Source organism: Massilia sp. Soil_C_3 (assembly GCF_057657035.1).
In genome coordinates, this window is the sequence record NZ_JBDGJG010000001.1 from 261,330 (window position 1) to 287,329 (window position 26,000).

Below are 26,000 nucleotides of genomic sequence, written 5' to 3' on the forward strand. Positions count from 1 at the left end.
CATGACGTGATCTGTTCATTAACCGAGTTGCCAAAGCGGATAGATCGGTCGTTCTCTTTGTTGCTGCGCAACAACCGGTATCCTGCAATTTTGATACCAAACTTCGGTTTTTACTGAAAAATTGTCGCACTGGAGATAAGGTTTCGTTGTTGTGCGTTCTCACGAAAAAAACCTTCATCTTCAGGGCAACCATGCTTTTCAAACTGACACTGCGAATCCGGCTCATCGCCACGATGGCCATGCTTGGCTTCCTCATCACCGCCGTCGGCCTGCTCGGCATCTACGGCATGCGTGAAGACCACGGCACGCTCGAGCAGGTGTACTCGAACCAGCTGGCGTCTAGCATCGCGATCAATAATTCCAAGAACTTCCTGAACCGCGCCCGCTTCGGCCTGGACCGCGCCGTGTTTCATCCGGACGCGGCCGACGTCGGCAAGACCCTCAGCCGCGCCAAGGGCTTCATCGACGATTCGAACAAGGAATGGCAGCGCTACCTGGCCCTGCCGCGCGACGGCGAGGAAGCGGAACTGGCCAAGACCCTGGAAGTCGAACGCAACCGCTACATCAACGACGGCATGCTGGCGCTGGCCACCGCCGTCGAGCAGATGAACGTCGAGCGCATCGAAGCGCTGTCGATGAAGGAAATGACGGCCCTGTACGGCACCTTCGACAAGGCATCGGTCGCGCTGGACGATTACCAGCTGAGCACCGCCAAGCAGGGTTACGACGAGAGCGGCCGCCTGTTCGACATGTTGATGTGGGTCTCCGGTTCCAGCGTGGTGCTCGGCGTGCTGCTGGCGGCGGTGTCGTCGTGGCTGCTGTTGCGCGCCATCATGAGACCGCTCGATCATGCGATTGGCCACTTCGACGCGATGGCCCATGGCGACCTGTCCACCCGTGTCGAGGTCGACCGTGACGACGAAATGGGCGCACTGCTCAAGGGCCTGGCCACCATGCAGCAGCAGCTGGCCACCACCGTGCGCAGCGTGCGCGACAGCAGCATGTCGATCGCCAGCGCCAGCAGCGAGATCGCGGCCGGCAATATGAACCTGTCGGCGCGTACCGAGCAGCAGGCCAGCGGCCTGGAAGAAACCGCTTCCTCGCTCGAGGAACTGACTACCACCGTGCAGCACAATGCGGACAATGTGCGCCAGGCCAATAACGTGGCGCGTTCGGCGTCCGAGGTCGCGGTGCGCGGCGGCCAGCTGGTGTCGGAAGTGGTGCAGACCATGGGCGCCATCGACGCCTCGTCCAAGCGCATCGTCGACATCATCTCGACCATCGACGGCATCGCCTTCCAGACCAATATCCTGGCGCTGAACGCGGCGGTCGAAGCGGCCCGTGCCGGCGAACAGGGCCGCGGTTTCGCGGTCGTGGCCGGCGAAGTGCGCAACCTGGCGCAGCGCTCAGCGGCGGCGGCCAAGGAAATCAAGGAACTGATCAGCACCTCGGTCAGCAATGTCGAGGCGGGCACCGCCCTGGTCGACAGCGCCGGCACTACCATGGACGAGATCGTCAGCAGCGTGACTCGCGTGAGCGACATCATGGCCGAGATCCTGGCCGCCGGCGAAGAGCAGACCGCCGGCATCCAGCAGATCAACGAAGCGGTCAGCCATATGGACCAGGCGACCCAGCAGAACGCCGCCCTGGTCGAGGAAGCGGCCGCCGCCACCGGCGCGCTGCAGGACCAGGCGCATGCGCTGCAGCAGATGGTGGGTGTGTTCAAGGTCGATGCGCAGGCTGGCGTGGCGAACCAGGCACAGGCGCCGTTGCGCTCGCGTGCGGGCCACGAACGCATGGCTTTGGCCGCGTAACTCAGCACGTCGTTACTGCCACTGGCAGTAACGACTTCCCGCGAAGGCGGGAACCCAAGCCATCCGCGTTACCGATATCTTCAAACGCAGACTCAGGGCGAGCAAACTGGGGTTCCCGCCTCTGCGGGAACGACGTGCTTGAGCTAACGATACTATCGTCAGCTCAGCTCAGCTCAGCTCAGCCCAGCCCAGCCCAGCTCAGCTCGACGCCGCCACCACCTTCACCCCGGCCCCGTGCCTTCGCAGCACCAGCACCCCGAACGCCGTCGCCAGCACATACATGCTGATCGAATAAATCGCCGCCGGCACCATCAGCTGGAAGTCGCCGAGCACCGACACCGCCACGAAAATCGCCAGCGTCGAGTTATGGATTCCGATCTCGTAGCCGATCGCCACCGCGTTCGGCTTGTCGAGGCCGGCGATACGCGGGACATAGTAGCCCAGGCCCAGGCTGGCCGCGTTGAACAGCACCACCGCCAGCCCGACCGTGGCGAACGAGCCGGTCAGCGCATCCCATTCCTTGGCGAAGGCGATCAGCGCCAGCGCCGCCAGCACCGCCATCGAAAAAATCTTCATCGGCTTGTCGGTGCGCGCCGCGAAACCCGGCACTACCCGTTTGACCGCCATCCCGATCGCCACCGGCACCAGCACGATGCCGATCACCTCCATCACCTTGGCGGTCTGCATCGGCACCACCTGGCCGCTCTGCGAAAAGCTGGCGATGGCGAAGTTGGCGATCAGGGGGAGCGTCACGATCGACAGCAGCGTGTTGATCGCGGTGAGCGAGATATTCATCGCCACATTGCCTCCGAACAGGTGGCTGAACAGATTCGCGGACACTCCGCCGGGCGAGGCGGCCAGCAGCATCAGGCCGATCGCGAACACGGGCGGCACGTCCAGCAGCACGATCAGGCCGTAGCACAGCGCCGGCAATGCCAGCGCCTGCAGCGCCAGCGCCAGCACCACCGCCTTCGGATGCCCGAGCAGGCGCCGGAAGTCGCCGACGGTCAGGGACAGGCCCAAGCCGAACATGATCAGGGCCAGCGCCGCGATCAGGAGGGTGGGAAGCAGGGTTACAAAATCGGTCATCGCGCGTCTCCTTCGTGGTGTTCTTATGGGATGTCGGCGCGCCGGACTGCGCATGCGCGCCGCCTTGCCAGTGTAGTCGAGTGCGCGGCAAAAAATCGGCCGGCGGCGCCGATATCGCGGCGCGGTGGCGTTGCAGGGCGTGCAATAATGCCGCATGAATGCGCGCAACCACGTCCTGGAACCCCATCAGGCACACGATCGATTCCATGGGTAGTCCAGCAGTGTTTCCCGCTTCCGGCGCCGCAATGGCCACGGCAATCCGCGGCCACGACTGGGCCGCCTCGCCGCTGGGCCCAATTACATCCTGGCCCGCCACGCTGCGCACCAGCATCAATATCGTGCTGGACTCGGCCTTTCCGGGCTTTATCGTCTGGGGGCCGGAGCAGATCCTGTTCTACAACGACGCCTACGCCGAGATCCTGTGCAACAAGCACCCGGCCGCGCTGGGGCAGCCGTTCCAGGCTGTCTGGCACGAAATCTGGGACGTGCTCGGGCCGCTGGTCGAGCGCACCCTGGTGGGCGGCGAATCGCACAAGATGAACGACATCGCGCTCGTCATGCAGCGCAAGGGCTATGCCGAGCATACCTGGTTCACCTATTCCTACGGTCCCGTGCGCGACGATGCCGGCGGCATCCTCGGCCTGCTGTGCAACTGCATCGAAACCACCGACGCCGTGCTCAGGCAGCGGCGCCAGGCGGCCGACGAGGCCGTGCTGCGCGAGCACGAATCGGCGTCGCGCGTCGATGCCGAGCGGGTCCAGCTGGCGCTGGAGGCCGGCGCCATCATCGGCACCTGGTTCTGGCACCTGCCGACCGACCGCTTCACCGTCGACGAAGCCTTCGCGCGCGCTTTCGGCCTTGACCCGGCCATCGGCCGCACCGGCCTGTCCCTGGCCCAGGTCGTGGCGACGGTACACCCCGACGACCAGGCCGGCCTGGCCCAGGCCATCAACACGGTGATCGCACGCGGCGGCCACTATGCCCACCAGTATCGGGTACGGCGCGCCGACGGCCAATATTACTGGATCGAGGCCAATGGCCGGGTCGACCTGGCGCCGGACGGCACCGGGCTGCGCTTCCCTGGCGTGCTGATCGACGTCGAGGGACGGCGCGCGGTGGAGGCCGAGCGCGACGGGGCGATCCTCAAGTTGCGCGCGCTGAACGAGCAGCTGGAACAGAAGGTGCTGGCCCAGGCGCTGGCGCGTGGGCGCACCTGGCAGCTCAGTCCCGACATCCTGGGCGTGCTCAATGCCGACGGATTCATGGAAAGTTCGAACCCGGCCTGGCAGGCCGCGCTGGGCTGGAGCGAGGAAGAGGTCGCCGGCACGCCCTTCCTCGACTTCATCCACCCCGACGACCGCGACCGCACCGAGACGGTCTGGCGCGACGCGCTGGAGCGCGGCATTCCCGCGCTGCGCTTCGAGAACCGCTATTACCACAAGGCCGGCGGCTGGCGCTGGCTGTCGTGGGTGGCGGTGCCGGACGAGCGCAAGGTGTACTGCTCGGCGCGCGACATCAGCGTCGAGCGCGAACGCCAGGCCGAGCTCGAGCGGGCGCACGAACAGCTGCGCCATTCGCAAAAGATGGAGGCGGTCGGCCAGCTCACCGGCGGACTGGCGCACGACTTCAACAACCTGCTGGCCGGGGTCTCGGGCAGCCTGGATCTGGTCAAGCTGCGCCTGAAGCAGGGCCGCGTGGACGAGATCGAGCGCTACGTCGCGGTGGCGCAAGGCGCGACCAGGCGGGCTGCGGCGCTCACCCACCGGCTGCTGGCATTCTCGCGGCGCCAGACGCTGGCGCCGCGCGCCATGTGCGTCAACAGCATGGTCGACGGCTTGCTGGACATGATCCGGCGCACGGTGGGTCCCGGCGTGCTGGTCGAGCCGGAATACAGCGGCGTGCCGTGGACGGCGCTGGTCGACCAGTCGCAGCTCGAGAACGCGCTGCTGAACCTGTGCATCAATGCGCGCGACGCCATGCCGGAAGGCGGCCGCATCGCGATCGCGACCGCCAACCGCGTGCTCGACGCCGACACCGCGCGCGGCCACGAGCTGCCGCCCGGCGACTATCTCGTGCTGTCGGTCGCCGACAGCGGCACCGGCATGGCGCCTAGCGTGCTGGCCAAGGCCTTCGAACCCTTCTTCACCACCAAGCCGCTGGGCCAGGGCACGGGGCTGGGATTGTCGATGATCTACGGCTTCGCCAAGCAATCGGGCGGGCAGGTGGCGATCGATTCGCAGCTGGGGCAGGGCACCACGGTCAGCATCTTCCTGCCGCGCCACCGCGGCGCCGCCGACGAGCGCGATGCGGCGCCGGCCGCCGACGCCGCGCCGCCGGCCGGCCAGGGCGAGACGATCCTGGTGGTGGACGACGAACCGAGCGTGCGCATGCTGGTGGTCGACGTGCTCGAGGAGCTGGGTTACACGGTGCTGGAAGCCGAGGACGGCGCCGGCGGCCTGGCGCTGCTGCAATCGGACGCGCGCATCGACCTCGTGGTCTCGGACGTCGGCCTGCCGGGCATGATGAATGGACGCCAGATGGCGGACGCGGCGCGCATCACGCGTCCCCGGCTGAAGGTCCTGTTCATCACCGGCTATGCCGAAACCGCCTTGCTCGACCACGGGCAGCTCGCGCCCGGCATGTCGGTGCTGACCAAGCCGTTCTCGATCGACGCGATGGCGCAGCGGGTGCGCGAACTGGTCGCGCGCTAGGAGCCGGCGCCGGGCCCGACGGCGCTGGTCAACTTCCTGGCCGGCCAGAACGGCGGCTACATCACCGGCGGCGTCATCGACGTGGCAGGTGGGCTCGGCATCTGACGCCGCCCATGCATCCCTAGACGCTGCGAACCGCACGCGCGGAGGAGATCTCGCCGATTTCCTCCATGTTCTCGCTGCCCCAGGCGCACAGCGGCTGGAGGGTCCTCGCCAGACTCTTGCCGAACTCGGTCAGCGCGTACTCGACATGGGGCGGCACCGTGCGAAAGTCGATGCGCTGCACCAGGCCGTCGCAGGCCATGTCCTTGAGCTGTTGGCTCAGCATCTTCTCGCTGACATTGCCGACCAGCCTCCTCAACTCGCTGAAACGCAACTGGCCGCCATGCATCAAGTGGTAGACGATCAGGAGTTTCCATTTGCCTGCGATCAGGTCGAGCACGGCTTCCATGCCGCAGTTGAAGGGAACATCTTTCATCCGAACGTCTCCCGGTTTTACACTTACAAAAAAGTGGGTACTGGTGTAAATCATATCATGGAGGCTACCATCCGGAATATGCGATGCCGGCGCCTGGAAAGAGGCGCCAGGCCCTTTCACATCCTTACCGGAGTCAGCAATGCGTTCCAGCGATATCCTGTTCCAGCCGATCAAGGTCGGCGACGTCGAACTTCCCAACCGCATCGTCATGGCGTCGATGTCCCGCGCCCGGACCGACAACCCGGAGCATATTCCCGTCGCGCTGCAGGCCGAGTACTACCGCCAGCGCGCGTCCGCCGGCCTGATCCTGAGCGAAGGAACCTGGCCGAGCGAAGAGGCGATCGGGGCGTTGCACGTGCCGGGCCTGTTCACCGAACGGCAGGCCGAAGGCTGGAAGCAGGTGACGGATGCGGTGCATGCCGCCGGCGGCCGGATCTTCGTCCAGCTCGGCCATTGCGGTGCGGCCTCGCATCCCGACCTGCACGGCGGGCGCCTGCCGCTGGCGCCTTCGGCCGTCGGCCTCGAGCAACCGGTGTTCACGCCGGATGGTTTCAAGACCTCGCCCATCCCGCAGTCCATGACGCTCGGCGATATCGAGCGCACGATCGGCGACTACGCGCGGGCGACGCGGCTGGCGCGCCAGGCGGGATTCGATGGCGTCGAGCTGCACGGTATCGTCGGCTACCTGATCCCGGAGTTCCTGAACGACGCGTTCAACCTGCGCGAGGACCGCTACGGCGGCAGTATCGAGAACCGCGCGCGCTTTCCACTCGAGGTGCTCGACGCGATGATCGGTGAATGGAGTGCGGGCCGCATCGGTTTCAAGCTCAGTCCCGGCGTGGGTCTCGGCAAGCTCCAGCCGACGGCGCAAACCTTGCCGACCTACGAATACCTGGTATCGCGGGTCGCGAAGCTGAAGATCGCCTACCTGCAGCTATACCATCCGGCCGGCGAGCTGGGAGGCACGCCGGTCGAGGCGTTGAAGGATGGCACGGCGGCCTATTTTCGCCGGTTCTATGACGGCACGATCATGGCCAATGGCGGCTTGATGCTGGAATCGGCGCGCGCCCTGCTCGATGCAGGGGATGCCGATCTCGTGTCCTTCGGCGCGCCCTATATCGCCAATCCCGATCTGGTCGAGCGCTTCCGGCAAGGAGTGCCGCTCGCGTCGGCCGACCCGGAGACGTATTACCAGGGAGGCGAGCGCGGCTATACCGATTACCCGCCTGCCAGCTAGTGCCCGCGGCGCTGTACCAGCGCCGTGCCGACGCCGTGGCGCTTGCCCTCGCTGACGGCGGTGACGGTGCCGTCCGGATTGAACACCAGCGCATTGGCGGCGCCGATTTCTTCGGCCGGGCTTTCCCAGCGCTGGCCAAAGCCTTCCAATGCACGCGCCTGGTCGCTGCCCGCGAAGCCCGGTTCGACCGACGTCTCGGCCGCATTGCGCTGGCTGATGCGCGGCGCATCGAGCGCCTGGTCCATCGGCATGCCGAGGTCGATGTGGTTGACGATGGTCTGCAGCACCGTGGTGATGATGGTCGAGCCGCCGGGGCTGCCGATGCTGAAGGCCGGCTTGCCGTCCTTGAGCGCGATGGTGGGCGCCATGCTCGAGCGCGGCCGCTTGCCGGCTTCGGGCACGTTCGGGTGCGGGCCGCTGGCGTCGAAGTCAAAGTCAGTCAGTTCGTTATTGAGCAGGAAACCGTAGCCCGGCACCACGATCCCGCTGCCGCCCCAGGATTCGATGGTGAAGGTGTACGCCACCACATTGCCTTCTTTGTCCGACACCGTCAGGTGCGTGGTGTGCGCGCTTTCGGGCGCGAGCTTGATGGCGGCGGCCGGCTGAATGCGCAGGGGGATGCTCGGGTCGTTCTGGTAGCGGTAGGGGTCGCCCGCCGCCACCGCGCCCGGCGCGGCTTTTCGCGGGTCGATCAGCGCGCGGCGCTCGGACGCATATTTTTTCGAGAGCAGGCCGGCGAGCGGCGCATCGACGTATTCGGGGTCGGCCAGATAGGCATTGCGGTCGGCGAATGCCAGGCGGCTGGCTTCGATATACAGATGCTCGGCCTGGGCGCGCGGCAGCGATGCCAGGTCGAAGCCCTCGAGGATGTTGAGCGCATGCGCCACCGTCGGGCCGCCGCTGCTGGGTAGCGGCATGCCATACAGCGCGTAGCCGCGGTAGCTGCTGCGCAGGGCGGGACGGATGCGCGCCTCGTAGTTGGCGAGATCCGCCATGGTCATCGCGCCGGGCCGTACGCTATACCCTTTCGCGACCGGCGGCCGGTTGACGCTGTCGACGATCGCGCGCGCGATCGGCCCTTCATAGAAAGCCTTCACGCCGCCTTGTGCGATCTCGCGGTAGGCGCGCGCCATGCCGGGATTGCGCAATAGCGTGCCTTCGGGGAGGGCCTTGCCCTTGTGCAGGTACAGCTCGCCCGTTGGCGCGAATTGGCGGAATTTCTTTTCGTTCTGTCCCACCAGCTGGCTGAAATTGGCGTTGACCCGGAAACCCTTGTCGGCCACCGCGATGGCCGGCGCCAGCACTTGCGAAAAGCGCATGCTGCCATAGCGCTCGAGCGCCTCGTGCCAGCCGCGCACGGTGCCCGGCACGCCGACCGCCGCGCCGCTGGCCACCGCCGTCTCGAAGTCGAGCGGCTTGCCGTTGTGCTGGAACAGTTGCGGACCCACGCCGGCAGGGGCGGTCTCGCGGTGGTCGATGGTGATCATGCGTTTATCCTTGGCAAGATAAATCACCATGAAGCCGCCGCCGCCGATGCCGCAGCTGAAGGGATCGGTGACGCCCAGGGTGGCGGCCGCGGCCACCGCGGCGTCGACCGCATTGCCGCCCGCATTCAGGATGGCCAGCGCCGACTGCGAAGCCTGTGCGCTGATCGTGGCGACGGCGCCGCCGGTGCCGGTCGCGACCGGCGCGGCCGCAACGCCGTGGAGGGAAACAGCGAGGACCAGGCCGCACGCCAGTGCGGTCCGCGGCAGGCGGCTAGGGGCCATCAGGTGCCGTACATATTGAAGACCACCGGATACGACGCCGGTTTCTCTCCGGCCATGCCGCGCGGCGGCGGCACGAACGAGGGATCGAGTTCGACGCGCGCGCCGCGCAGGCCCGGCGAGGTAAAGCCGGGTTTTCCCTGCACCAGCCAGAAGCCCTGCGCCACGTTGTTGGTTCGCAGGGTGAAGCGGTAGGCCAGCTGGCCGGCCCACATGCAGCGCGCATTGTCCGGGCAGCGGCTGTCGTCGGCGCCCTCGTAGGTGAGGGTCAGGCGCGAGTCCACCGGCACCTGCGGCAGGGTCAGGGTCTGGCGCTCGCTCAGCGTGTACTGGGCGTCGGGCAGGTGGTCGGGGGTGGCGCAGGCCGACAGCAGGCCGGCGGCGGCGATGGAGAGGACGCAGGGCAGGGTGCGCATCGGTGTCATCCAGGGTTTGACGGGAAACCCATGATAGCAAAACCGCAAGCATGCGGTCGCGTGACAGCGAAAAGACAGGGCATGGCCAAGTCATAAACAGGTCATATTCGGCAGCTATTCTTTTTCCTGTAGTCCAAAACATACCCCTTAACCAAAGTTAGGAATAACAATGCTCAAGAAGATTCTCGCCGGCGCTGCCGCCACGCTCGTGATGACGACCTCGTTCGCCGCCGACATTACCGGCGCGGGCGCGACCTTCCCGTACCCGATCTACGCCAAGTGGGCAGAGAGCTACAAGGCCGCCACCGGCACCGGCCTGAACTACCAGTCGGTCGGCTCGGGCGCCGGCATCAAGCAGATCAAGGCGAAGACCGTGGACTTCGGCGCGTCGGACATGCCGCTGAAAGCGGAAGAGCTGGACAAGGAAGGCCTGATGCAGTTCCCGGCCATCATGGGCGGCGTGGTCGCCGTGGTCAACGTCGACGGCGTGACCCCAGGCCAGCTGAAGATGACCGGTCCACTGCTGGCCGACATCTACATGGGCAAGATCACCAAGTGGAATGCCGCTGAAATCGCCGCCCTGAATCCGGGCGTGAAACTGCCGGCCGCCGACATCACCGTCGTGCACCGTGCCGACAGCTCGGGCACCTCGTTCCTGTTCACCGACTTCCTGGCCAAGACCAGCCCGGCATGGAAAGAGGCTATCGGTTCCGGCACCACCGTGAAGTGGGCCGTGGGCGTGGGCGGCAAGGGCAACGAAGGCGTCGCCGCCAACGTGCAGCGTATCAAGGGCGCGATCGGCTACGTCGAGTGGGCCTACGCCAAGAAGAACAAGCTGTCGCATACCCAGCTGCGCAACAAGGAAGGCGTCGACCTGCAACCGTCGGACGACGTGTTCAAGGCCGCTGCCGCCAATGCAGAGTGGACCAAGGCCCCAGGCTTCGGCGTGGTGCTGACCGACGGCGCCGGCAAGCAAAGCTGGCCGATCACCGGCGTGTCGTACATCCTGATGCACAAGACCCAGGCCGACACCAAGAAAGGCCAGGAAGTCGTGAAGTTCTTCGACTGGTCGTTCAAGAACGGCGCCCCGGCAGCCGCCGAACTGGACTACGTGCCGATGCCTGCCAGCGTCGTCAAGCAAGTCCAGGACGCCTGGAAAGCCAACCTGAAGGACGCTTCGGGCAAGGCCATCATGTAAGACGCCTTCGTGGCGACCAATCCGGCAGCCAGGCTGCCGGATTTTCTTTGGTGCGGGCGCAGGACCGTGGCCGCACCAATGCAGTTCCTCAATTTTTGGGCATCCCATGACAACGGCGAACACGATCGTCCTGGTGATCGACGACAAGCCGGCCATTGCCGAGCTGCTCAAGTTCTCGCTGCACGAGGACGAGTGGGTCTGGCATGACGTGCCGAGCCTGGCGCAAGCCTGGGACTTCATCGGGCGCGAGCGCCCGGAACTGTTGCTGCAGGAATCGATGCTGCGCAACGAAGGCGGCATGCGCCTGCTGGCGCGCCTGCGCGGCGACCGCCGCCTGCGCGAGCAGCCGGTGATCCTGCTGGCGGCGCAATGCGCGGAAGGCGAGCGTCCCGCCAGCCTCCCGGCGCCCATTCCCCATCCCGAATTCATTCCCCAGGCCCCGGTCGACCAGGTACGTGAACTGTCGCCCGAATCGCGCCTGTTGCGCTCGGGCCGCCTGGTGCTCGATCCGCTCAGCTGCAGCGTGCGGGTCGGCAACCACAAGGTCGAGGTCAGGCACGCCGAATACCGGCTGCTGCGCTTTTTGCTGTGCCATCCGGGCCAGGTGTTTTCACGCAGCCAGCTGCTGGAGCAGTTGTGGGATGCCCACGCGTCGCTCGACCAGCGCACGGTGGATGTGCACGTGCTGCGCCTGCGCAAGGCGCTGGGGCGGGCCAAGTCGCTCATCAAGACGGTGCGCGGCGCCGGCTACATGCTGTCGCCGACCTGAACGGCGCCGGGGCCCGCCGTAGCGGGCTTCAGGAAAAATTACGCATGTCACAACGCTGACATGTTTGCTATCTAGACTTGCGGCAACTAGTCCTGATCGTCCGCAATGAGCAAACCTCCCGGCCTCGCCCCCTATCTGGATCCCTCGCGCGGCAACCGCTTCCTGGTCCCGCTATGGCCGCTGCTGGCCGTGCTGGTGTGCTGCGCGCTGTGGGCCGCGACTCTATTGCGGGTCGAGGCCGAGCAGGCGCGCGTGGCCACCCAGGCGCGCAAGGACGTGGCGGCCTACGCCGAAGCCTACGAACAGTACATCACGCGCTCGGTGGCGCAGATGGACCAGATCACGATGCAGCTGAAGTTCAGCTGGGAGAATTCGCGCGAGGCTGGCCTGCTCGACGAGATGCGGCGCGACGGCATGTTCACCGACAGCGCCTTCCATGTGGTGGCGGTGCTCGACCGCGGCGGCATCGTGCGCTCCAGCACGCGCGCCGGCCTGATCGGCGCCGACCTGGCCTCGGGCGCCTATTTCAACCACCACCGCGACAATAATTCGACCGCCCTGCGGGTCGGCACCGCACCGACGCAGTTCGGCAGCGCCGACGACGTGGTGCTGTTCACGCGCCGCCTCGAAACCCGGGAGGAGGAATTCGACGGCCTGGTGCTGATGGCGATCGACGCCCGCTACTTCACGTCCTTCGTCAGCCCGGCCACCATCGGCGCTGGCGGCATCGTGGCGCTGGCCGGCAGCGAAGGGCGCTTGCGGGTCGAGCAGCGCAGCAACGGCGCATCGTTCATGGACGCGGTCGCGCTGCCGCGCCGCGGCGCCGTCTGGTCGGGCGAGCAGGGCGTGCGCCTGGTCGAGGGCGTCGACGGCTTCGCCGATGGCCAGTCGCGCGTGCTGGGCTGGCGCCAGTCGACCGCCTATCCGCTGGTGGCCCTGGTCGGCCTGCCGCAGCACGATGCGCTGGCGGCCAACAACGGCTACTGGATCGAAAGCCGCGACCGCGCCATCGTCGCCACCCTGTGCCTGCTGCTGCTGGGCGCGGTCGGGGCGGTGCTGGCGCGCCGCGCCGTGGCGCGCGACAAGGAACAGGACGAAGTGCGGCGCGCCTACCGCACCGCCACCGAGAGCGGCAACGATGGCTTCTACATGGCCTCGGCGGTGCGCGCGCGCGACGGCCAGATCACGGATTTCCGCATCGTCGACTGCAACGAGCGCGGCGCCTTCTTCTACGGCATGATGCGCGAGGAACTGGTCGGGAGAAGCCTGACCGAGATCGACGCCGGCCTGTTCGGCGAAGAACTGCTGTCGACCTACCGCAAGGCGATGGACAGCGGCTTTTATGAAGACGACCGCAAGATGCCGAGCGATAACCGGCTCAACATCAGCTGGGGCCGCCGGCGCCTGGTACGGGTCGGCAACGGCCTGGCGGTGACCCTGCAGGACATCAGCGAGCGCAAGGCGCATGAGGACCAGCTCGAACGCCTGGCCAACGAAGATACGCTGACCGGCCTGGCCACCCGCCACGCCTTCTTGGAGCGCATGCCGGCCATGCTGGCCGGGGCCCAGGGCGCCGGTACCGGCAACCCCGCCAACGCCGCGCTGCTGTTCATCGACCTCGATGAATTCAAGTATGTGAACGACACCCACGGCCATGCCACCGGCGACCAGCTGCTCAAGGCCGCCGCCGGCCGCCTGCTGTCCTTGCTGCGTCCGAGCGACCAGGTGGCGCGCTTCGGGGGCGACGAGTTCGTGGTCTTGCTGTCGCCCTGCGACGGCGAGCGCCAGGCCGCTTCGGTGGCCTCGCGCATCGTAGAGGCCTTCGGCGTGCCGTTCCTGATCGGCGACGAGCTGCACGCCGTGGGTTCCTCGATCGGCATCAGCATGTACCCGCGCGACGGGCTGGATGCCGAGACCCTGGTCAAGCACAGCGACATCGCCATGTACGTCGGCAAGAACGAAGGCAAGGGGCAATATCGCTTCTTCGATCCTTCCCTGTCGTCGACCCTCAATTCGCGCGCGCGCCTGAAGCAGAACATGCTCGAAGCGTTGGAGGCCGACCAGTTCGTGCTGCACTACCAGCCGCGGGTGGATGCGCGCAGCGGAGAACTGCTGAGCATGGAAGCGCTGGTGCGCTGGCGCCATCCGACCCTGGGCATGGTGGCGCCGGGCGAATTCATCCCGCTGGCCGAAGCCACCGGGCTGATCGTGCGCATCGGCGAGACCGTGATCGACAAGGCCTGCGCGCAGCTGGCCGCCTGGCGCGAGGCCGGCGTGGCGCTGGTGCCGGTCTCGATCAACGTCTCGCCCAAGCAATTCCTGCGCGGCGGCGTGCAGCGCCAGCTGAGCGCGGCGCTGGTGAGGCACCGGGTGCCGGCCAGCCTGATCGAGGTCGAGATCACCGAGTCGGCGATGATGGGCGACCAGGATGACATCCTGGCCGAACTGGCGGCCCTGCGCTCACTGGGCGTGAAACTGCATGTGGACGATTTCGGCACCGGCTACTCGTCGCTGTCGCAGCTCCAGCGACTGAAGATGGACGTGCTGAAGGTCGACCGCGCCTTCACCACCGAGCTGGCCAACTCGAAAGAGGGCAAGGTGTTCTTCCAGGCCATCGTGTCGATGGCGCACGCACTCGGCATGTCGGTGGTGGCCGAGGGCGTCGAGACCGCGGAGCAGCTGGCGATCTTGCGCAACCTCGATTGCAACGAGGTGCAGGGCTACTACATCGCGCGCCCGGTGCCGGCCAACGAGATGGCGGCGATGATGCAGCGGCGCTATCTGCTCGATGCGGCGGTGGCGTAGTGCGCCGTTTAGTAAAGCGCCTAAACTGCGCCGCTTTCGGGCCGGTTGGCGCGATGGTGCAGGCAGCTTGTGCTTAACTTGTCACGGTATCCACTTTCCCGACCCTGGACCATGAAGATCGTCTTGTCACTTTTCACCGCGCTCGCCGTCCTGGTCGGCAGCGCCGCCGCCGCGCCGATGAACGTCGCCAGCTTCAACCTGCGCTACAACAATCCCCAGGATGGCCCCAATGCCTGGCCGGCGCGCAAGGAGCTGGTCAAGGCGCTGATCCGCCATCATGAATTCGACATCGTCGGCACGCAGGAGGGGCTCGCCGGCCAGGTCGCGGATCTGGCGCGGATGGAAGAATTCGACCACGTCGGCGTCGGCCGCGACGATGGCAGGCAGGCCGGCGAGCATTCGGCCATCTTCTATCGCAAGAGCCGCTTCGCGCTGCTGGACAAGGGCGACTTCTGGCTCAGCGAAACGCCCGAGCGCCCATCGCTGGGCTGGGACGCCACCTGCTGCAACCGCATCGTGTCATGGGCGAAGCTGCGCGAGCGCGACAATGGTCGCGTGTTCTACGTCTTTTCTGCGCACTTCGACCACGAGGGCGTCGTCGCGCGCCGTGCCTCGGCCGACCTGCTGCTGCGCAAGATCGCGGAAATCAGCCGCGGCGAAGCGGCGATCTGCGTGGGCGACTTCAATTCGACGCCCGATACGCCGCAGATGCAGGTAATGGCGAAAGCCATGCGCGACGCCTTCCAGGTGAGCCGGACGCCGCCGTACGGCCCGGTCGGTACCTACAATGGCTTCCGCTTCGACGCGCCGATGCAGGACCGCATCGACTACGTCTACGTCGACCGGCATTTCGAGGTGCTCAAATACGCGGCCCTGGGCGACTCGCTCCACGGACGCTTTCCGTCGGACCACCATCCGGTGGTCGCGCGCGTCGAATTCCGGTAAGACGCTCAGTCGAGGTCGGACGCGGCGTGCCGCTCGTGCACCTGGTCGGCTTCCGGACCGAATGAACGGTTGACCTTGCGCCCGCGGATGACGGCCGGCCGCTCGGCGATTTCGTCGGCCCAGCGTTTCACGTGCTTGTATTCGTGCACCGACAGGAATTGGGCCGCATCGTACAGCTGGCCCAGCACCAGGCCGCCATACCAGGGCCAGATCGCCATGTCGGCGATCGTGTATTCATCGCCCGCGACGAAGCGCTTGTCGGCCAGGTGGCGGTCGAGCACGTCGAGCTGGCGCTTGGCTTCCATCGCATAGCGGTCGATCGGGTATTGCAGCTTTTCCGGTGCATAGGCATAGAAGTGACCGAAACCGCCGCCCACAAAAGGAGCCGAACCCATCTGCCAGAACAGCCAGTTCATCGTTTCCGCGCGCGCCACGCCGTCCTTGGGCAGGAAGGCGCCGAATTTCTCGGCCAGGTAGACCAGGATCGAGCCGGATTCGAACACGCGCACCGGTGTCGCGCCGGTATGGTCGACCAGGGCCGGGATCTTCGAATTCGGATTGGCCTCGACGAAACCGCTCGAGAACTGCATGCCTTCATTGATGCGGATGAGCCAGGCATCGTATTCGGCGCCGCTGTGGCCGGCCGCCAGCAATTCTTCCAGCAGGATCGTCACCTTCACGCCATTCGGCGTGGCAAGCGAATACAGCTGCAGCGGATGCTTGCCGACCGGGAGTTCCTTGTCGTGGGTCGGGCCTGCGACCGGGCGGTTGATGCTGGCGAAGGCGCCGCCCGAGGAAGCAGGGGGCGTCCAGACTTTCGGTGGGACGTAGGATGCTTGGTCAGCCATGTGGTCTCCTTGAATCTGTCAAAGGATTCATTCTAGCCAATGGCTGGAGAGTGTGCCGGGGGCTGCCCGAAAACGCCGGGAGTGAGTCAATGTCGAAACTCTTTACATACATCAAGCCATTTTCTTGTGCTGGATCATTAAGTGTCTGAAGAATAACAACATTTATTGCTGGAACAGTAATTGCTACTAGTCTCGCCAGCGGCGACCGCCAGTGGGTGCCGATAACGATAAAGGGAATGTCATGAAAAAGCTGTTCGCACTTGCGTTGTTCTGCTTTACCGCATTGTCCGCCAATGCCGCCATCGTCAGCGCCGATTTCCGTACCGAGGCTGACCTGCCGACTGCCGATAGTGCGGGTCCGCTGGTGCATGAGCGCCTGAATGCCGCCGTGGGCAGCGGCCTGGAGCTGGATGCGGGCGACTTCGTCGCCAATCCGAGCGGCTGGGGCGGCGGACAGGTCTGGCTCGACCTGGATGCATCGACCAACGTCTTGACCCTGCTGTCGCAGGACGAGTGGGATTTCCAGACCTTGCTGGTCACCATCACCAATATTTCGGGCGCGACGATCACCGGTATCGAGCTGCTCAGCGATACGCTGACGTCCTCCGGCCTGATTCCCCAGCTGAGCTTTACCGCCAATAGCGTCTCGATCTTCTACAGCAGCCTGCCTGACGTTTTCGACTTCACCGGCGGCAGCGCCACGTTCGCGCTGCTCACTGGCGTGGCGGAAGTGCCGGAACCGCAAAGCGTCCTGCTGTTCGGCGCCGGCTTCGCGCTGATCGGCCTGGCGCGGCGTCGCAAGAGCAAGCAAGCCTGAGCAGGCTGGCACTGGCTGCAGGAAAAGTACAGCTTTTCGCAGCCAGTACGTCTCGCGCGGCACGAACACTGGCCGTCCGGTATTTCCTATCCTATCCAGTCGATGACAGGAGAGGAACGACCCGATGACCAGCCAGTCCCGCCGCGATGCATTCAAGACCCTGCTGGCCGGCGCCAGCCTGCCGCTCCTGCCCGCGCCGGCGGTGGCAATGACCCGGTGCGAGGCCACCGCATCGGCGCCCCGGCCGGGCTGGCACCGCGGCATCGAAGGCCAGCGCCAGGCCGACCAGGGCGACGTTACCTACCTCAATCCGATCATCGCGGGCGACCATCCCGATCCGACCGTGCTCAAGGACGGCAAGGATTACTACCTCACGTATTCTTCGTTCTATTCCTACCCCGGCCTGGTGATCTGGCATTCCACCGACCTGGTCAACTGGCGTCCGCTCGCTCCGGCGCTGAGCAGACCCCTGGGGACGATCCGGGCGATTTCCGCTACCGCGCGCTGCCGGCGCAAGGACGCGGCTTGACCTGCCGGATCGGGCGGCCATACTATAGCTGACCTCGTCGTATCCACGGCGGGTAAGGCCCATCCAGCACAAATGAACTTGCCTCTCACGCCAGCGGCGCCGCGCCAGGCGCGCCTTGTCCTGTTCGTCGGCTTTCCGGGCATGTGCATGCTCGACATCGCCGGGCCGCAGACGGTGTTCTGGTGCGCATCGAAAGTGATGCAAGAGCGCGGGCTGCCGGGTTATGTGCGGCACACGGTCAGCCTCGACGGCGGCCTGGTGCAGACCCTGGAGGGCGTCGCGATGCAGACCGAGCGGCTGGACGGTTTCGCGCCCACCGAGGTCGATACCGTGGTCGTGCCTGGCGCGGCGGACATCGTCACCGCCGTCCGCGAACAGCAGGCGCTGGTCGCCTGGCTGCAGCGCCATGCGGGGGAGATGCGTCGCACGTCCTCGGTTTGCACCGGCGCCTTCGTGCTCGCCGCCGCTGGCCTCCTCGACGGCAAGCGCGCGGCCACCCACTGGCTGACCTACGACCTGCTGCGCGACACCTATCCGCTGGTCGAGGTGGACCGCGAAGCGATCTTCGTCCAGCATGGCGACACCTGGACCTCGGGCGGCGTCACCGCCGGCATCGACCTGGCGCTGGCGATGGTGGAAGCCGATTGCGGCCGCAAAGTGGCGCTGGCCGTCGCGCGCGAGCTGGTGGTGTTCGTCAAGCGCCCCAGCAACCAGCCCCAGCTCAGCCGGATGCTGCAGGCCCAGGCCGGCGACGGTCCGATCTTCGACGAGCTGCATATGTGGATCCTGGCCAATCTCGAACGGACCGACCTGAGCGTCGAGGTGCTGGCCGCGCAGATGCGCATGAGCCCACGCAACTTCAGCCGCGTGTACAAGGACAAGACCGGCCAGACGCCGGCGCGGGCGGTCGAACGCTTCCGCCTGGAGACGGCTTGCCGGCTGCTCGAGGATTCCGGGCGCCACCTCGACGGCATTGCCCAACAGTGCGGATTCGGCGACGAGGGGCGCATGCGCAAGACCTTCCAGCGCCACCTGCACACCTCGCCGAGCGCCTATCGCCAGCGGCTGGCGCCAGTCCCTAGCGTGCCGCCTGCGCCTTGAGCCAGTCGTCGACCTTCACCGTGCCCAGGCGCGCACCGGGACCCGGCACCAGCGTGTCTTCCTGCAGCAGGGCGCCGAAGTAGCGCGCCTGGTCGTCGGCCACGACCTTGCGCTGATCTCCCTTGGCTTCCAGATAATGCTGGACGAGGTCGGCCAGGCGCACGCGCTCGGGCCCCGCGATCTTGACCACGCCGTTGCGCGGCGCGCCGAGGGAGTAGTCGGCCATGGCCAGCGCCACGTCATCCGACGAGATGGCCTGGATGTTGGCGGGCGACAGGCGGATTGCATCGCCCTCCGTGCCGGACGCCGCGATCCCGCCCAGGAACTCGAAGAACTGGGTCGAATGCACGATGGTATAGGGCAGGCCGGACTCGCGGATCAGCGCCTCTTGCGCGATCTTGCCGCGGAAGTAACCGCTCTCGGCCAGGCGGTCGGTGCCGACCACCGACAGCGCGACGTGGTGCTTGATGCCGGCCTTCTTCGCCGCGCCCAAGAGGTTGCGGCCCGAGGTGGTGAAGAAGTCCATCACCGCGTCGTCGGCGAACGAGGGCGAGTTGGCCACGTCCACCACGACGTCGGCGCCGGCCAGCGCCTCGTCCAGGCCCTTGCCGCTCATGGTGTCGACGCCGGTGTTCGGGGAAGCGGCCACGGCTTCGTGGCCGCGCTGCTTGAGGATGGCGACCAGTTTGCTGCCGATCAGGCCGGTGCCGCCGATGACGATGATGTTCATGATGTCCTTTCAGATCCCAGTGCGGCTGGGCGCCGTATGCGACGATTCGCCTCGGTGTCGAGTGTAGGAGCGTGCCTGGCGCGGCGGTAGGCCCATCCGGGGCGGCACGCTGGTGCACGCCAGGCACCAATCATTGGCCTGCCTTCAGCGCACCAGCGCCACCACGCACACGATGCCCTGGCGCGCCATCTTGGCGTAGGGGCAGATGCGCTCGGTATTGCGGATGAGTTCCTCGGCGGTGGCGCGCGGCACCCGCGGCAGGTCGATGCGGATCTCGGCCATGAGGGTGTACAGGCCGTCGACCGGGTCGCGGCCGAAGGTGACTGCGGCGTCGACGGTGGCATCCTCGAGGGCGATGCCGGCGCGCGTCGCCAGCAGCTTGAGCGCGCCATGGAAACAGGCGGCGAAACCGGCGGCGAACAGTTGTTCGGGATTGGTGCCGCCGCCGGGGCCGCCGAGCGCCGCCGGCAGCCGTAGGGCCAGTTCGAGGTTGCCGTCGTCGGAGCGGGCGATGCCGGACGCGCGTCCATGCGCCGCCTCGCCGCCGCTGACCCTGACCGTGGTCGAGTACAGTGGCTGGAAATCGTCGCCGACGTATTTGTCGAGCAGGGTGATGGGCGGGGGCGCCAGCCTTTTTTTCAACGCGGTCTCCTGGAATGGTTTCGGCCAGTGTAGGAATGCGCGGCGCTGGCTGCTAGCGCCGCGCCGGTCACCGTCATGTATCCCGTCGCGCAACAATCGCGCCGGGCATCAATCCCCGAAGCCGGTCAGGCAGTGCAGGTCGAGCGCGCGGATGCGCGGGGTGATGTAGTCGATGAAGACCCGCGTGCGCAGCGGCAGGTGGTGCCGGCTCAGGTAGCAGATGTAGTGGCCGCGGTCGTCCGGCGCGTGCTGGGGCAGGCAGGCGACCAGGCGGCCCGCGCGCAGGTGCTCGCACACCTGGTAGCCGGCCATCTGCGCCAGGCCCGCGCCGTCCAGCACCGCCTGCAGCACCAGCTCGGCGTCGTTGAAGCTGTGGTTGGCCATGGGCAGCAGCGTGCGGCGCCGGCCGTCTTCCTTGAATTCCCATTCGCACACCTGGCCCGAGGGCAGGCGCAGGTTGACGCAGCGGTGCCGCGCCACCTCGTCGATCGTCTGCGGCAGGCCATGCGCGCTTGCATAGGCGGGCGACGCGCACACCAGCATCTGCATCGGGATCAGCTGGCGCGCGACCAGCTGGCTGTCGTCCAGGCGGCCGTTGCGGATCGACACGTCGATGCGGTCGGCGATGAAGTCGAGCGGGCTGTCGTCGAGGATCAGGTCGAGCCGGATGTCCGGATAGCCGGCGTGGAAGCCGCGCAGCAGCGGCGCCACGATCTTGCGGCCGAAGTCGCTCGCCGCGTGCAGGCGCAGCTGACCGCGCGGCACGCCGCAGCGCAGCTCGCGCATCTCTTCCACCGACTGCACGATCCGCTCGACGCCCGGCTTGCAGTTGGCGTAGAACAGTTCGCCCTCGCTGGTGAGCGAGGTGCTGCGCGTGGTGCGCAGGAACAGGCGGGTGTCGAGCTGCGATTCCAGTTTCTGCACGCTGCGGCTGACGGCGGAGCGGCCGATGCCGAGGCGCTCGGCGGCGCGGGCGAACGAGCCTTCGTGGACCACGGCGATGAAGGCCAGCACGCCGGCATAGGTGGTGGAAAAGCTCGAGGCCAGCCCATCCATTTCAGGAGTGGCCGGTGTCAAAGGTGACGATGGCTGGATGAATTCACCGATCGCGAAGCGTTCGTTCTTCATGGCTTTACTCTCAGTCGCTACTTAGTTGCTCATGTGGCTGCCGTCATGGTAGTTGCGTGTGATCTTTTTCGTAAATGACAAATAACAGCCGAATCCCGCCAAGGCCACGTGCATCGCGCCTGACACGGATTGTTGCGTTTGAGGCATCAGCATGGGGACCGGCGCACGCCTGTTGCGCCCGTAACGTGCGCCCTACACTGGCTCCATATCCACCCTGTACTGAAGGAGAGACCATGTCACGCCTGAGAAAATTCGCCGGCGCCGCCGGCCTGTTGATGACCCTGCCGCTGGCGGCGCCCGTCTGGGCCGCGGCGCTGGATCCCGTTGTCAACGAGCTGTTCAGCAAGGCGCTGGACGACCATCCCGGCAAGGAAGTGCTGATGATCACCGTGGTGTATCCGCCGGGCGGCGGCGACCCCGTCCACCGCCACGATGCGCATGGCTTCATCTATGTGCTGGAAGGGACGATCGTGATGGGCGTGAAGGGCGGGAAGGAGCACACGCTGGGGCCGGGCGAGACCTTCTATGAGAATCCGCGCGACCTGCATACGGTGGGGCGCAATGCGAGCAAGACCAAGCCGGCCAAGTTCCTGGTCTTTCTACTCAAGGACAAGAACAAGCCGTTCTTCATGCCGGTGCATTGAGGCTGACGTAAACGCGTCGTCCCCGCGGAGGCGGGGACCCAAGTCGCAAGCGTTCAGTCTACGCATGCAGTACTTGGGTCCCCGCCTGCGCGGGGACGACGTTGTTCGGCGCTGAAGGTGCGTCGCTTACACGTAAGCCGCCAGTGCGCCTTTCATCTTCTTGAGCGCAGCCGATTCGATCTGGCGGATGCGCTCGGCCGACACGCTGAACTCTTCGGCCAGCGTATGCAGCGTGGCGCCCGAGCCGTCGTCGTTGGCCAGCCAGCGCGCCTCGATGATGCGGCGCGAACGCGGGTCGAGCTTGCCCAGCGCCGTTTCCAGTCCCTCGGACTGCAGGCGGGTGACCTGCTCGGCCTCGAGCACCTTGGTCGGTTCCTGCTGGTCCGACGACAGATAGGCGATCGGCGAGAACTTGTCGTCTTCGTCGTCGGTCGGCGACTCCAGCGCGATGTCGCGGCCCGACAGACGGGTTTCCATCTCGATCACTTCTTCGCGCTTGACGCCCAGCAGCTTGGCCAGGTCGTCGACCTGGGTCGGCGACATCGCATCCAGGCCGGTCTTGTTGCTGCGCAGGTTGAAGAACAGCTTGCGCTGGGCCTTGGTCGTGGCGACCTTTACGAGACGCCAGTTCTTGAGGATGTATTCATGCATCTCGGCCTTGATCCAGTGCATGGCGTACGACACCAGGCGCACGCCCTGGTTCGGGTCGAAGCGCTTGACTGCCTTCATCAGGCCGATATTGCCTTCCTGGATCAGGTCGGCGTGCGGCAGGCCATAGCCCAGATAGCCGCGCGCGATCGATACCACCAGGCGCAGGTGCGACAGCACCAGCTTTTGCGCCGCGTCGAGATCGTGGTCGTCGCGCAGCCGCTTCGCCAGCGAAACCTCTTCTTCGTGCGTGAGCATCGGCAGGCGGTTGACGGCCGAGATATAGGCGTCGATATTGCCCAGATTGCCGGTGAAACCCAGTCCCAGAGCACGACTGCCGGTCGGAACCAATGCGGATTGTGCGGACATATTCATTTCCCTCGTAGTAATCTTGCTGCATCCTTAATTTGCCATAACTTATTGCCTTGCGGCACCGCTGTTACGGCTTGTTACCTGGACGCGTGACTTGAATTTCGATTGCCTTGGACCATATATTAGCACTCCCCCGAGGTGAGTGCTAGAAGTGGTCCCGGCGCTTAAGATTGTTCAAAGTATTGCTCGCGGGAATCAAATTGCCGACGGTTCCACTGTAGAGCAGCTCTTGCATGTTCAGTTGATTCGGCTCAAAAGTGAGCGAGGAATGACTGGAATAACGTTAGACACAGCTTACGGCCAGAGTGGCACGTATTCTGTTGAATGGCGCACGTAGCCACGGCGCAGCCTGTAGGACTTTTGCGCGTGGAAGCGTAGGGGATGGCAGCTAGGCCGTAGGATTCATTGCGGTGTCGAGCGACGTGGTCTTGTCCAGTAAAGGGGCAGGCAGCCACACAGGAGGGCCGCCTCGCCCTGTCAGCAGAGATGGTGATGCTTAACGCGTTTTCAATACCATCTCGACTATTTTTTTTCGCTGCAACTCTGTAGGACCGCCGTTCAACGCTGGCGCGCCAGGTGACGCCGCACCGACAGCAGGGCGCCGACCAGGCCCAGCCCGGCGCTGACCGCCAGCAGACCGGCGATTTCCAGTCCACCCAGCGCTGCCAGCTGGAAATTCGAGCCGTACAGCCGGGCAAATTCCCCGATCGCACCGTTCAGCGGGCGCAGCGCCAGGGTCACCGCGCCCAGCGCTACCGCGCCGGCGCACAGGCCGAGCAGGGCGCCGGTATAGAAGAACGGGCGGTGGATGAAGTCGTTGGTCGCGCCCAGCAGTTGCGAGACTGAGATCTCTTCTTTCTGGGTCAGCACCTGCAGGCGGATCGTATTGAACACGACCGCGATCACGACGATGCCCAGGGTGGCCGCCAGCAGCAGCAGGGCCAGGCGCAGGATGGCCAGCATCGCGGCCAGGCGCTTGACCCAGGCCGAATCGACCTGTACCGTCTCCACGCCCGGCAGTTCGGCCAGGCGCTCGGTGATCAGGTCCACCTGGCCGGCGGCGCCGGCGCTGGCGAAGCCGCCCAGCTTCATCACATAGCTGTCGGGCAAGGGATTGTCGCCCAGGGTTTCCAGCACGTCGCCCAGGCCGCTGCGCTCCTTGAGCGAAGCGAGCGCCTGCTCGCGCGGCACGAAGGCGATTTCCGCCTCGCCCTTGCCCTGCTGGGCGACGAGCTGGCGGATGCGCGGCGCCAGCGCCTCGGCATCGGCGCGGCTGGCGTCGTCGCGCATGAACAGGCTGATCTCGGGATCTACCGACAATTGCTCGGACAGCGGACGCACATTGTCGAGCAGGGTGATGCCCGCGAACGGCAGGGTCAGCGCGAGCGCGACCACCAGCACGTTGAACAGGAAGCTGCCGGGCGACTTGCGCACCGTCGACAGCGCGGCCCCGAGGGCGAAGCGGTGCTGACGCAGCCACGGGCTCATGCCCCACCTCCGACCAGCTGGCCCTGCTCGAGGCGGATCACCCGCGTGCTGCCTGCCAGCACCTGTTCGTCGTGGGTCGAGATGACGCAGGTGACGCCGGCGGCGTGGAAGGCGCGCAGCGCGTCCAGCACCTTGTCGGCCGCCACGCGGTCGAGATTGGCGGTCGGTTCGTCGGCCAGGATGATCTGTGGCCGGTTGACGATCGCGCGCGCGACCGCCACCCGCTGCTGTTCGCCGCCCGACAGTTCGAGCGGCATCGCCCTGGCGCGGTCGAGCAGGCCGACCCGGTCGAGCGCGGCGCGGGCGCGCTGCGCGGCGTCGGCGGTGCGGGCGCCCGTTACCAGGAGAGGGAGCATGGTGTTGGCCAGGATGTTGCGGTCATTGAGCAGGCGCTGCTGCTGGAAGATGATGCCGATATTCCGGCGCAGGAAGGCAATTCCGGCCGGCTTGATGCGGCCGATGTCCTGGCCGTTGACGATCACCTTGCCGCTGCTGGGACGCTCGACCGCCGCCACCATCTTCATGAGGGTCGACTTGCCGGCGCCCGAGGGGCCGGCCAGGTAGACCAGCTCGCCCTTGGCGATGTCGAGCGAGACGTCGTGCAGCGCATACGCGCCGCGCGCGTCGCCGTGGGTGTACTGTTTGGATACCGACTGGAATGCGATCATGGGTCCCCGTTCCGTCAGCCGAGCAGCGCTTCGACGAATTCTTCGGCGTTGAATGGCTGCAGGTCTTCCAGCTTCTCGCCCACGCCGATGAAGTACACGGGGATCGGACGGGTGCGGGCGATCGCCGCCAGCACGCCGCCCTTGGCGGTGCCGTCCAGCTTGGTCACGACGAGACCGGTCAGTTGCAGGGCGTCGTCGAAGGCCTTCACTTGCGCCAGCGCGTTCTGGCCGGTATTGCCGTCGATGACGAGCAGGGTCTCGTGCGGCGCGCCGTCCATGCCCTTGCCGATCACGCGCTTGATCTTCTTGAGTTCTTCCATCAGGTGCAGCTGGGTCGGCAGGCGGCCGGCGGTGTCGACCATCACGACGTCGGTGCCGCGCGCCTTGCCCGACTGCACCGCGTCGAAGGCGACGGCGGCCGGGTCGCCCGAGGCCTGCGAGATCACGGTGACGTTGTTGCGCTGGCCCCAGACCATCAGTTGCTCGCGCGCGGCGGCGCGGAAGGTGTCGCCGGCGGCCAGCAGCACCGACTGGTCGAAGCCTTGCATATGCTTGGCCAGCTTGCCGATGGTGGTGGTCTTGCCGGCGCCGTTGACGCCCGAGATCATCATCACCAGCGGTTCGTGGCGGCCCAGCTCCAGCGGCTTCTGCAGCGGCAGCAGCAGCTCGATCATCAGCTCCTTGAGCGCGGCCTTGACGGCGGCGGCGTCCAGCAGCTTGTCTTCCTTGACCTTGCGCCGCAACTCGCCCAGCAGGTGCTCGGTGGCGTCCATGCCGGCGTCCGACATCAGCAGCGCGGCCTCGAGTTCCTCGTACAGGTCTTCGTCGATGCGGGCGCCGACGAACAGCAGGGACAGGTTGCTCGAGGTCTTGGACAGGCCGGCCTTCAGGCGCGTCATCCACGAGGTCTTCTTTTCAGCCTCGGTGGTCGGGCGTTCGGCGGTTTCGGGGAACAGGTTGGCGCCTTCGTGCAGGACGCTGGCTTCGGCGACCACCGGGGCCGCGGCGACCGGCGCCGGGACAGGAGCGGGGGCAGGAGCAGGAGCGGCGACAGGTGCGGGCGCAGGCGGCGTGGCCGGCACGACCGGCACGACCGGTTCCGGCGCCGGTGCGTCGGGCGCTTTTTTTCTCTTGAAGAAGCTAAACATAGTGTCTGG

At 66.2% G+C, this 26,000-nt stretch carries 23 protein-coding genes; 11 read left to right on the plus strand and 12 right to left on the minus strand.

Annotated elements, in window-relative coordinates; genetic code table 11:
- Positions 1-191: 191 nt before the first annotated feature.
- On the plus strand, positions 192-1,814 hold the full coding sequence (locus AC3A6F_RS01225; protein WP_487678158.1) for a methyl-accepting chemotaxis protein: 1,623 nt from the start codon (positions 192-194) through the stop codon (positions 1,812-1,814).
- Positions 1,815-2,012: 198 nt separating this feature from the next.
- On the opposite strand, the gene AC3A6F_RS01230 is transcribed toward AC3A6F_RS01225, so the two are convergent.
- A complete protein-coding gene (locus AC3A6F_RS01230; protein ID WP_487678159.1) occupies positions 2,013-2,903 on the minus strand; it encodes a bile acid:sodium symporter family protein in 891 nt (296 codons plus the stop codon).
- A 206-nt stretch (positions 2,904-3,109) separates the two neighbouring features.
- On the opposite strand from AC3A6F_RS01230, the gene AC3A6F_RS01235 reads away from it, so the two are divergent.
- Positions 3,110-5,614, plus strand: a complete 2,505-nt coding sequence (locus tag AC3A6F_RS01235; protein ID WP_487678160.1) for a PAS domain-containing protein — start codon at positions 3,110-3,112, stop codon at positions 5,612-5,614.
- Between the two features lie 121 nt (positions 5,615-5,735).
- Here the strand turns inward: AC3A6F_RS01235 and AC3A6F_RS01240 are convergent, their stop codons facing one another.
- A complete protein-coding gene (locus AC3A6F_RS01240) occupies positions 5,736-6,092 on the minus strand; it encodes a winged helix-turn-helix transcriptional regulator (RefSeq protein ID WP_487678161.1) in 357 nt (118 codons plus the stop codon).
- 139 nt (positions 6,093-6,231) lie between these two features.
- Between AC3A6F_RS01240 and AC3A6F_RS01245 the strand changes: the two genes are divergently transcribed.
- Entirely contained in the window at positions 6,232-7,329 is a 1,098-nt protein-coding gene (locus AC3A6F_RS01245) for an alkene reductase (RefSeq protein ID WP_487678162.1), read from the plus strand.
- On the opposite strand, the gene ggt is transcribed toward AC3A6F_RS01245, so the two are convergent.
- Complete coding sequence (ggt, locus tag AC3A6F_RS01250) at positions 7,326-9,098, minus strand: gamma-glutamyltransferase (protein WP_487678163.1); 1,773 nt, start codon at positions 9,096-9,098, stop codon at positions 7,326-7,328. The genes AC3A6F_RS01245 and ggt overlap by 4 nt on opposite strands.
- Entirely contained in the window at positions 9,098-9,511 is a 414-nt protein-coding gene (locus AC3A6F_RS01255; RefSeq protein WP_487678164.1) for a hypothetical protein, read from the minus strand. Before AC3A6F_RS01255 ends, ggt begins: the two co-directional genes overlap by 1 nt.
- A 169-nt stretch (positions 9,512-9,680) precedes the next feature.
- Between AC3A6F_RS01255 and pstS the strand changes: the two genes are divergently transcribed.
- The 4 genes from pstS to AC3A6F_RS01275 all read left to right on the plus strand — a co-directional run bounded on the left by pstS (position 9,681) and on the right by AC3A6F_RS01275 (position 15,228).
- Positions 9,681-10,709, plus strand: a complete 1,029-nt coding sequence (gene pstS / locus AC3A6F_RS01260; protein ID WP_487678165.1) for a phosphate ABC transporter substrate-binding protein PstS — start codon at positions 9,681-9,683, stop codon at positions 10,707-10,709.
- A gap of 106 nt (positions 10,710-10,815) precedes the next feature.
- Positions 10,816-11,478, plus strand: a complete 663-nt coding sequence (locus AC3A6F_RS01265) for a winged helix-turn-helix transcriptional regulator (protein ID WP_487678166.1) — start codon at positions 10,816-10,818, stop codon at positions 11,476-11,478.
- 105 nt (positions 11,479-11,583) lie between these two features.
- Complete coding sequence (locus AC3A6F_RS01270) at positions 11,584-14,283, plus strand: bifunctional diguanylate cyclase/phosphodiesterase (RefSeq protein ID WP_487678167.1); 2,700 nt, start codon at positions 11,584-11,586, stop codon at positions 14,281-14,283.
- 123 nt (positions 14,284-14,406) lie between these two features.
- On the plus strand, positions 14,407-15,228 hold the full coding sequence (locus AC3A6F_RS01275; protein WP_487678168.1) for an endonuclease/exonuclease/phosphatase family protein: 822 nt from the start codon (positions 14,407-14,409) through the stop codon (positions 15,226-15,228).
- A 5-nt stretch (positions 15,229-15,233) separates the two neighbouring features.
- Here AC3A6F_RS01275 and yghU read toward each other — a convergent pair whose 3' ends face one another.
- Positions 15,234-16,076 carry a glutathione-dependent disulfide-bond oxidoreductase gene (gene yghU, locus AC3A6F_RS01280; protein WP_487678169.1) on the minus strand — a complete coding sequence of 281 codons (843 nt, stop codon included), beginning with the start codon at positions 16,074-16,076 and terminating at the stop codon, positions 15,234-15,236.
- 241 nt (positions 16,077-16,317) lie between these two features.
- Between yghU and AC3A6F_RS01285 the strand changes: the two genes are divergently transcribed.
- The 3 genes from AC3A6F_RS01285 (at position 16,318) to AC3A6F_RS01295 (ending at position 18,523) form a co-directional block, all read left to right on the plus strand.
- The gene (locus tag AC3A6F_RS01285) at positions 16,318-16,893 is read left to right on the plus strand and encodes a PEP-CTERM sorting domain-containing protein (protein ID WP_487678170.1); all 576 of its coding nucleotides are present in this window, start codon (positions 16,318-16,320) and stop codon (positions 16,891-16,893) included.
- A gap of 124 nt (positions 16,894-17,017) precedes the next feature.
- On the plus strand, positions 17,018-17,422 hold the full coding sequence (locus tag AC3A6F_RS01290; RefSeq protein ID WP_487678171.1) for a family 43 glycosylhydrolase: 405 nt from the start codon (positions 17,018-17,020) through the stop codon (positions 17,420-17,422).
- 72 nt (positions 17,423-17,494) lie between these two features.
- On the plus strand, positions 17,495-18,523 hold the full coding sequence (locus tag AC3A6F_RS01295; protein ID WP_487678172.1) for a GlxA family transcriptional regulator: 1,029 nt from the start codon (positions 17,495-17,497) through the stop codon (positions 18,521-18,523).
- On the opposite strand, the gene AC3A6F_RS01300 is transcribed toward AC3A6F_RS01295, so the two are convergent.
- The 3 genes from AC3A6F_RS01300 to AC3A6F_RS01310 all read right to left on the minus strand — a co-directional run bounded on the left by AC3A6F_RS01300 (position 18,501) and on the right by AC3A6F_RS01310 (position 20,951).
- Positions 18,501-19,253, minus strand: a complete 753-nt coding sequence (locus AC3A6F_RS01300; RefSeq protein ID WP_487678173.1) for an SDR family oxidoreductase — start codon at positions 19,251-19,253, stop codon at positions 18,501-18,503. The genes AC3A6F_RS01295 and AC3A6F_RS01300 overlap by 23 nt on opposite strands.
- Before the next feature lie 144 nt (positions 19,254-19,397).
- Positions 19,398-19,895 carry an Ohr family peroxiredoxin gene (locus tag AC3A6F_RS01305; RefSeq protein WP_487678174.1) on the minus strand — a complete coding sequence of 166 codons (498 nt, stop codon included), beginning with the start codon at positions 19,893-19,895 and terminating at the stop codon, positions 19,398-19,400.
- Between the two features lie 108 nt (positions 19,896-20,003).
- Entirely contained in the window at positions 20,004-20,951 is a 948-nt protein-coding gene (locus AC3A6F_RS01310; RefSeq protein WP_487678476.1) for a LysR family transcriptional regulator, read from the minus strand.
- A 305-nt stretch (positions 20,952-21,256) separates the two neighbouring features.
- Here AC3A6F_RS01310 and AC3A6F_RS01315 point away from each other — a divergent pair, with 305 nt between their 5' ends.
- On the plus strand, positions 21,257-21,667 hold the full coding sequence (locus AC3A6F_RS01315; RefSeq protein ID WP_123070104.1) for a cupin domain-containing protein: 411 nt from the start codon (positions 21,257-21,259) through the stop codon (positions 21,665-21,667).
- Positions 21,668-21,793: 126 nt separating this feature from the next.
- Here AC3A6F_RS01315 and rpoH read toward each other — a convergent pair whose 3' ends face one another.
- The 4 genes from rpoH to ftsY form a co-directional block, all read right to left on the minus strand.
- A complete protein-coding gene (rpoH, locus tag AC3A6F_RS01320; RefSeq protein WP_147933710.1) occupies positions 21,794-22,684 on the minus strand; it encodes an RNA polymerase sigma factor RpoH in 891 nt (296 codons plus the stop codon).
- Between the two features lie 561 nt (positions 22,685-23,245).
- Positions 23,246-24,175: a permease-like cell division protein FtsX gene (gene ftsX, locus AC3A6F_RS01325; protein ID WP_487678175.1), complete on the minus strand. Its 930-nt coding sequence runs from the start codon at positions 24,173-24,175 to the stop codon at positions 23,246-23,248.
- Positions 24,172-24,843, minus strand: coding sequence for a cell division ATP-binding protein FtsE (locus tag AC3A6F_RS01330; protein WP_487678176.1), 672 nt, complete (start codon positions 24,841-24,843; stop codon positions 24,172-24,174). Before AC3A6F_RS01330 ends, ftsX begins: the two co-directional genes overlap by 4 nt.
- Positions 24,844-24,857: 14 nt before the next feature.
- Positions 24,858-25,991 (minus strand): signal recognition particle-docking protein FtsY, encoded by a 1,134-nt coding sequence (ftsY, locus tag AC3A6F_RS01335; protein WP_487678177.1) that lies wholly within the window; start codon positions 25,989-25,991, stop codon positions 24,858-24,860.
- Positions 25,992-26,000: the final 9 nt, after the last annotated feature.

Coding starts and splice junctions, on each gene's coding strand:
- AC3A6F_RS01225 (WP_487678158.1), top strand. CDS start 192: ATGCTTTTCAAACTGACACTGCGAATCCGGCTCATCGCCACGATGGCC.
- AC3A6F_RS01230 (WP_487678159.1), bottom strand. CDS start 2,903: ATGACCGATTTTGTAACCCTGCTTCCCACCCTCCTGATCGCGGCGCTG.
- AC3A6F_RS01235 (WP_487678160.1), top strand. CDS start 3,110: ATGGGTAGTCCAGCAGTGTTTCCCGCTTCCGGCGCCGCAATGGCCACG.
- AC3A6F_RS01240 (WP_487678161.1), bottom strand. CDS start 6,092: ATGAAAGATGTTCCCTTCAACTGCGGCATGGAAGCCGTGCTCGACCTG.
- AC3A6F_RS01245 (WP_487678162.1), top strand. CDS start 6,232: ATGCGTTCCAGCGATATCCTGTTCCAGCCGATCAAGGTCGGCGACGTC.
- ggt (WP_487678163.1), bottom strand. CDS start 9,098: ATGGCCCCTAGCCGCCTGCCGCGGACCGCACTGGCGTGCGGCCTGGTC.
- AC3A6F_RS01255 (WP_487678164.1), bottom strand. CDS start 9,511: ATGCGCACCCTGCCCTGCGTCCTCTCCATCGCCGCCGCCGGCCTGCTG.
- pstS (WP_487678165.1), top strand. CDS start 9,681: ATGCTCAAGAAGATTCTCGCCGGCGCTGCCGCCACGCTCGTGATGACG.
- AC3A6F_RS01265 (WP_487678166.1), top strand. CDS start 10,816: ATGACAACGGCGAACACGATCGTCCTGGTGATCGACGACAAGCCGGCC.
- AC3A6F_RS01270 (WP_487678167.1), top strand. CDS start 11,584: ATGAGCAAACCTCCCGGCCTCGCCCCCTATCTGGATCCCTCGCGCGGC.
- yghU (WP_487678169.1), bottom strand. CDS start 16,076: ATGGCTGACCAAGCATCCTACGTCCCACCGAAAGTCTGGACGCCCCCT.
- AC3A6F_RS01285 (WP_487678170.1), top strand. CDS start 16,318: ATGAAAAAGCTGTTCGCACTTGCGTTGTTCTGCTTTACCGCATTGTCC.
- AC3A6F_RS01290 (WP_487678171.1), top strand. CDS start 17,018: ATGACCAGCCAGTCCCGCCGCGATGCATTCAAGACCCTGCTGGCCGGC.
- AC3A6F_RS01295 (WP_487678172.1), top strand. CDS start 17,495: ATGAACTTGCCTCTCACGCCAGCGGCGCCGCGCCAGGCGCGCCTTGTC.
- AC3A6F_RS01300 (WP_487678173.1), bottom strand. CDS start 19,253: ATGAACATCATCGTCATCGGCGGCACCGGCCTGATCGGCAGCAAACTG.
- AC3A6F_RS01310 (WP_487678476.1), bottom strand. CDS start 20,951: ATGGATGGGCTGGCCTCGAGCTTTTCCACCACCTATGCCGGCGTGCTG.
- AC3A6F_RS01315 (WP_123070104.1), top strand. CDS start 21,257: ATGTCACGCCTGAGAAAATTCGCCGGCGCCGCCGGCCTGTTGATGACC.
- rpoH (WP_147933710.1), bottom strand. CDS start 22,684: ATGTCCGCACAATCCGCATTGGTTCCGACCGGCAGTCGTGCTCTGGGA.
- ftsX (WP_487678175.1), bottom strand. CDS start 24,175: ATGAGCCCGTGGCTGCGTCAGCACCGCTTCGCCCTCGGGGCCGCGCTG.
- AC3A6F_RS01330 (WP_487678176.1), bottom strand. CDS start 24,843: ATGATCGCATTCCAGTCGGTATCCAAACAGTACACCCACGGCGACGCG.
- ftsY (WP_487678177.1), bottom strand. CDS start 25,991: ATGTTTAGCTTCTTCAAGAGAAAAAAAGCGCCCGACGCACCGGCGCCG.